The following is a 5,762-nucleotide window of genomic DNA, read 5'->3' on the forward strand; positions in this document are numbered from 1 at the left end:
TGAGGTCCGGGAGACGGGGGACGATGGCGCCGAAGATCGCCCCGTTCGCGGCGAAGAGCAGGGCGGTGGCGACCACCGGGCCCCGCAGAGCGGTCCCGCGTCCGCCCGGGTCCACCACCTCCCTCGTCGCGATCACGACCGTCAGACTACGTCGTGCACCCACGCCGGTAGCGTTGACGACGGTAACGGTCGGACGGGCGGGCGGGAGCACGACATGTACGGGGTGACGGCAGGGATCGAGGCCACGGACGACGGCCGCCACGTGGTGTGCAGCGTGCCGCTCCCGGTGGCGCCGGGCGTGGTGTGGGACGCGGTCTCGACCGGCGAGGGAATCTCCTCGTGGTTCGTGCCGTGCGCTCTGGAGCCGCAGGTGGGAGGCCGGATCGTGCAGTTCGCCGACCCCGGCGCCCCGGATCCCACGACCGGTCCGGAGGCCGCCGCCGAGGCGATGCTCACCGCCACCGTCGGCGAGATCACGGTCTTCTCGCCCCCCGCCGGCACCGCGCCGGGGGAGTTCACCTTCGAGGAACGTGACTGGATGGGGGAGGGGATCCCGGTGCCCCCGTGGACGACCTCCTGTGAGGTCGCCGACGACGGCGAGGGCGGCACGGTGCTGACCCTGCGGTCCGGGTTCGCCTCCGGCGGGCAACTCGCGGAGGAGTCGGTCGACGGCAGCGTGAGCGGCTGGGCCCAGTCCCTCACCGTGCTCGCGCACCGGCTCACCCACCGACCCGCCGACGGGGTGGTGACCGTCCACGCGGCCACCGACCCCGTGCGGTCTTCGGTGCCCGACCTGTGGTCGCGGGTGCTCGGACGACTCGTGGCCCCCGCGGCCGGGGTCGGCGGTGCGCACGGGAACGGAGAAGCCACCCGGTCCGCAGAGGTCGCCCGGTCCGGTGAGGTCGGGGGCATCGTCGCGACGGAGTCGGAGGCCTCCGCGTTGATCGTCCTCTCCGCGCCCGTCGACGGTGTGATCGAGCTCTACGTCTTCCCCGCCGGGGACACGCCCGAGGACGCGACGAGCAGCGCCGCCGTCGCCGTCCGCGCGTACGAGTACGTGGACGTCCCGGGCGGGTCGGGCGCACCGCTCGGTGCCGCCGCGGTCGACGGCGTGGAGCCCACCTGGGACTCCGAGCGCTGGCGCGGATGGCTCGAGGGCCTGGTCACGGACTGACCCGAGGGTGGCGCCCGATCGTCGACGAAACATCGACGTCTGGTGCGACGATGTCCACCGAGACAGCAGTACTGTGTCGGGGAGCACCAGCCGTGCGCCGACCACGAACCGCACGAACAGCACACCGACGAGGAGCACCATCTGCAATGGCGGATTCCAACGACACCGTGACCATCGCGACCAGCGAGGGCGCGCCCGGCACGACCCTCCTGGGCATCGGCGCCTACCGTCCACGTCGCGTGGTGAGCAACGAGGAGATCTGCGAGACGATTGACTCGAGCTCCGAGTGGATCTACGAGCGCTCTGGGATCCTCAACCGCCGCGTGGCGGAGCCGGACGAGACGATCGTCTCCATGTCGAGCGAGGCCGCCAAGAAGGCCGTGGCCTCCGCCGGCATCGATCCGGAGCTCATCGACGCGGTGATCGTGTGCACCTCCACCAACTGGACGCAGGTGCCGCACGCGGCTCCGCAGGTGGCCACCGATCTCGGCCGCAACGGCATCGCCGCGTTCGACCTGACCGCCGGCTGCGCGGGGTTCGGCTACGGCCTGGCCGTGGCCACCACCATGATCCGCGGCGGCGGCGCCCGGTACGTCGTGGTGGTGGGCGTGGAGAAGATGACTGACGGCATCGACTTCTCCGACCGCAACACCGCCTTCATCTTCGGCGACGGCGCGGGCGCCGTGGTGGTGGGCCCGTCGGAGACCAACGACGTCAGCCCGGTGGTGTGGGGGTCCGACGGCGAGAAGGGCGACGCCATCCGCCAGACCAAGGACTTCAAGCAGTACGTGGACGAGGTCGATGCCTCCGCGGCCGCCGCGCGCGAGGAGGCCGTGCTCCAGCCCTACCTGGTCATGGACGGCTCCAAGGTGTTCCGCTGGGCCGCCGTGCAGGTGTCCAAGGTGTGCGCGCAGACGCTGGAGACCGCGGGCGTGACCGCCGAGCAGATCCAGGCGTTCATCCCCCACCAGGCCAACGGGCGCATCAACTCGGCCATGGCCAAGCACCTCGGACTCCCCGACTCGGTGGCTATCGCCAACGACATCGAGCAGACCGGCAACACCTCGGCGGCCTCGATCCCGCTGGCCATGGAGGCCATGCTGCGCGACGGCGAGGCCCAGCCGGGTCAGGTCGCCCTGTGCATCGGCTTCGGCGCGGGACTGTCCTACGCCGGCCAGGTCGTGCGCCTGCCCGCCGCACCGCCCGTCGACTGACGGCTCCTCGGCCTCAGGTCCGGTGCGTCCCGCGGCCCCGGTTCACCAGAACCGGGGCCGCGGACCTGCCTGATGGACGAGCGTTCATGAGAGAGTGATCTCATGCACACCTCACGTCTCCGTCGCGGCGCGGGCCCGGCGACCACCGGCGCCGTGGCGGCCGCCGCAACAGTCCTGTTGAGCTCCCTCGTCGCCCCTGTCGTGGCCGGATCGACCCCGGCGATCCCCGCCGCTCCCCCGTCGACCGGCTCCACGATCGAGCAGGCGGGCGGCTCCACGCAGACGCTGGGGCAGAACATCGCAGGTCAGATCAGTGGCGAGGGTCTCGGCCCGTCCGTCTACGCCGGCACCGGAACCGGTCCGGCGCGCTACGTGGCGCTGGGCGATTCGTACGCCGCCGTCGGCCGGGTGGCACCGGGATCCTGGGGCGCCGGGCCCGTCGCGTGTGTGCGGACCGACGACGCCTATCCCACGGTCGTGGCCCGCGAGCTCGGTGTGGGGACGTTCATCAACGCCAGCTGCGGGGGAGCCACCGCCGACGACTTCCTCGAGCCGGCGCGCAACGGGGCGCCGCCCCAGCTCGATGCCCTGGATGCGCGGACCGACCTCGTCACCATGACCATCGGCGGCAATGACGTGGGGTTCGCCGCGGTGATCGTGGCCTGCGCCGTCCGGCCCAACACCGCCCCGGAGTTCCTGCCGATGGTGGACTCGGTGACCTCGCGACTCGCCGAGGGCTTCGATGCCACCACCGGGTGCTCCGACGTGATCGACCGCCAGGCCGCGCGGGCTCTCGAGGAGCTCGACGGGCGTATGGACTCGGTGTACGCCGAGATCGCCCGGCGCTCCCCCGACGCCCGCGTGGTGACCGTCGGATACCTCTCCGCGATCCCGGACGACCGCACCCTGCTCGCCTCGCCCGACTGCGCACCGTTCATCGCGATCCCCGAGGCCGAACGGGACAAGGTCCGCGGATTCCAGGAGAGCATCAACCGGGTGGTCCGCGACGCGGCTCAGCGCAACGGGGCGACCGTCGTGATCCCCGACGAGCCCGGACACTCGATGTGCACGCCCCCGGAGACCCGGTGGGTCGACTTCACCGGCCTGCAGACCTCCTCGGTGCCCGTTCATCCCACGTCCGCCGGGCACGCCCACGTGGCCGGTCGGGTGCTGTCCGCGCTGTCGGGGTAGCGCCGACGCCGGCCCACAGGAATAGAATTTGCTTAGTTGCCACAACTACCAACGGTGGGGCACCCGGGATAGCAGACTGCGGTCATGTTCACTCCCCTACCCCGCCGCTCCGCCGGCGCACGCACCCTCACCACGACCCTCGCGCTGGCGGCCTCCCTCGCGCTCGCTGCCGCGCCCGTCGCGGCCGCACAGTCGACCACGCAGACGGACGGCACGATCGCCGTCGGCGCCCTCGGATCCACGGCCGGGACGCCCCTCCCCGCGAGCGGCTCGCTCGGTTCCCTGGCCCAGCCCGCCTACGCGGACTACGTGGCCCTGGGCGATTCGTATGCGGCGCTAGGCGACAGCCGCGAGTCGGCGGGCGGGCCCGCGGCATGCGGTCGGAGTCTCGCGAACTACCCGAATCTCCTCGACCCCAACCCGGCGGTCGGCGACCTCACCGACGCCACGTGCGGTGGGGCCCAGATCCCCGACCTCAACGGTTCGCAGTCCACGGGCGTCCCGCCGCAGTTCGACGCCCTGAACTCGACCACCGACCTGGTCACGCTGTCGATCGGCGGCAACGACGTCGGCTTCGGCACGATCGTCGGCTGCATCACGCAGGGTGCTCTCCCCACCGATCCCCGCGCGCCACGCGACTGCCGCACCGAGCTCGGCGGGACCGTCGCCTCGGACATGGCCGAGGTCTTCGGCGACGGCGGGGAGATCGACGAGGTCTATGCGGCTATCGGCGAGGCCGCACCGGGCGCGACCGTCGTCGCCACGCAGTACATGCCGTTGATGCCCGAGTCGGACGAGGACGGTTGCGCGTTCACCGATGCTCTCACCGAGGACAACCTCCAGTGGGCCCGTGAGGTGGCGGAGTCGATCAACGACGCCGTCGACGACGCCGCCCAGCGCAACGGCCACATCTCGGTCCTGCCGACCGACGAGGTCGACCGCAGCGCCTGCGCCCCGGCCGACCAGCGCTGGACCGACTTCCTCGGGGGCGCACCGACCAACGCGGCCGCGTTCCACCCCACCGCCCTCGGCCAGCAGGCCATGGCCGACGCCATCGCCGCGGCGATCTGACCCCGCCGACCCCACCGCTCCCGACTACCGCCGCCCCCGGCGACGAACACCAGCGTGAGCCGATGCTCGCGCGGGGGCTCATCGCCGGGGGCGGCTGCGTGTCAGCTCATCCCTCGAACAACCCCTGTCCGACGTACCCACCCTCCGGCGCACCCGGCGGGAGCGCGAACACCGCCGACCCGATCGGGACGGTCCACGTGTTGAGCGCGTCCTGCTCGGCGAGCCGCCGCTGGACCGGGATGTAGGTGCGCACCGGATCGGCCTGGTAGGCGGTGAAGATCAGGCCGCTGTTGCTGATCCGGCCCGGCTCCGGCGGGTCGTCGTAGGTGTACGGCCGCCGGAGCATGGCCTCACCGCGATCGCGCTGCCGGGCCCGGGCCATGTGCGACTCCGGCGGGATCACCGGCAGACCGACCTCGTCGACGGCCTCGAAGTCGGCCGGATCGTGCTCGTGGACCCCGGTCAGCGGCGCACCGGACTCGATCCGCCGGCCCATGCTCAGCTCGCGGGAGGTGCGGTCGATCTCCTCCCACGTGTCCATGGTCATGCGGATGCGGCGCAGCACCAGCGAGGACCCGCCCCGCATCCACCGCTGGGTCTGCCCGTCGGCGGACCTGCCGTCGGAGAACAGGACCCGGTCGAAGTCCACGTCGTCGGGCCCGGGGTTCACGGTTCCGTCGATCTGACCGAACAGGTTCCGCTGCGTGCGACCGGTCGGGTCGGTGCCCACGGCCTTGCGGAACCCCCGCTGCGCCCACTTCTGCTCGGCCACGCCTCGCACACCGGACGCGAGGATCCGGGCGGCGTGCGAGACGACGAGCGGGTCGTCGGCGCAGATCTGGAGCAGCAGATCGCCTCCCGACCACCGGTCCTCGAGCTGGTCGATCTGCGGGAACGCCGGCAACTGCCGCAACCACGACGGCCGCTTCTCCGGCATGCGCACCGCGTCGAACAGCCCCGGACCCAACCCGATGGTGACCGTCAGCCGCGCCGGGTCCCGGGCGAGTTCGGGTTCGAGGTCGGCCAGGCCGCCGCGGCCGGAGGTGAGCCGGGCGGCGTCCTGGGACCACGCCCGCAGGACACCCTGGACCTCGGCGCGGGTGGCCCCCGCC

Annotated in this window: 5 protein-coding genes; 4 read left to right on the top strand and 1 reads right to left on the bottom strand. The window is 72.3% G+C overall.

All coding sequences use genetic code 11. The annotated features are described in order from the left end of the window. Positions 1 to 214: 214 nt before the first annotated feature. The 4 genes from G6028_RS05205 to G6028_RS05220 all read left to right on the top strand — a co-directional run bounded on the left by G6028_RS05205 (position 215) and on the right by G6028_RS05220 (position 4,650). The gene (locus G6028_RS05205; protein WP_182658248.1) at positions 215 to 1,174 is read left to right on the top strand and encodes an SRPBCC family protein; all 960 of its coding nucleotides are present in this window, start codon (positions 215 to 217) and stop codon (positions 1,172 to 1,174) included. Positions 1,175 to 1,320: 146 nt separating this feature from the next. Continuing rightward, positions 1,321 to 2,388 carry a beta-ketoacyl-ACP synthase III gene (locus G6028_RS05210; RefSeq protein ID WP_182611095.1) on the top strand — a complete coding sequence of 356 codons (1,068 nt, stop codon included), beginning with the start codon at positions 1,321 to 1,323 and terminating at the stop codon, positions 2,386 to 2,388. A gap of 102 nt (positions 2,389 to 2,490) precedes the next feature. Next, positions 2,491 to 3,579 (top strand): SGNH/GDSL hydrolase family protein, encoded by a 1,089-nt coding sequence (locus tag G6028_RS05215; RefSeq protein ID WP_182658249.1) that lies wholly within the window; start codon positions 2,491 to 2,493, stop codon positions 3,577 to 3,579. Positions 3,580 to 3,663: 84 nt separating this feature from the next. Then, complete coding sequence (locus G6028_RS05220; protein ID WP_182658250.1) at positions 3,664 to 4,650, top strand: SGNH/GDSL hydrolase family protein; 987 nt, start codon at positions 3,664 to 3,666, stop codon at positions 4,648 to 4,650. A 106-nt stretch (positions 4,651 to 4,756) separates the two neighbouring features. Here the strand turns inward: G6028_RS05220 and G6028_RS05225 are convergent. Continuing rightward, the coding region (locus tag G6028_RS05225) for a Dyp-type peroxidase (RefSeq protein WP_182658251.1) at positions 4,757 to 5,762 on the bottom strand (1,006 nt) is incomplete at its 5' end.

The sequence above is a fragment of the Dietzia cercidiphylli genome, assembly GCF_014145145.1.
Classification (GTDB): domain Bacteria; phylum Actinomycetota; class Actinomycetes; order Mycobacteriales; family Mycobacteriaceae; genus Dietzia; species Dietzia natronolimnaea.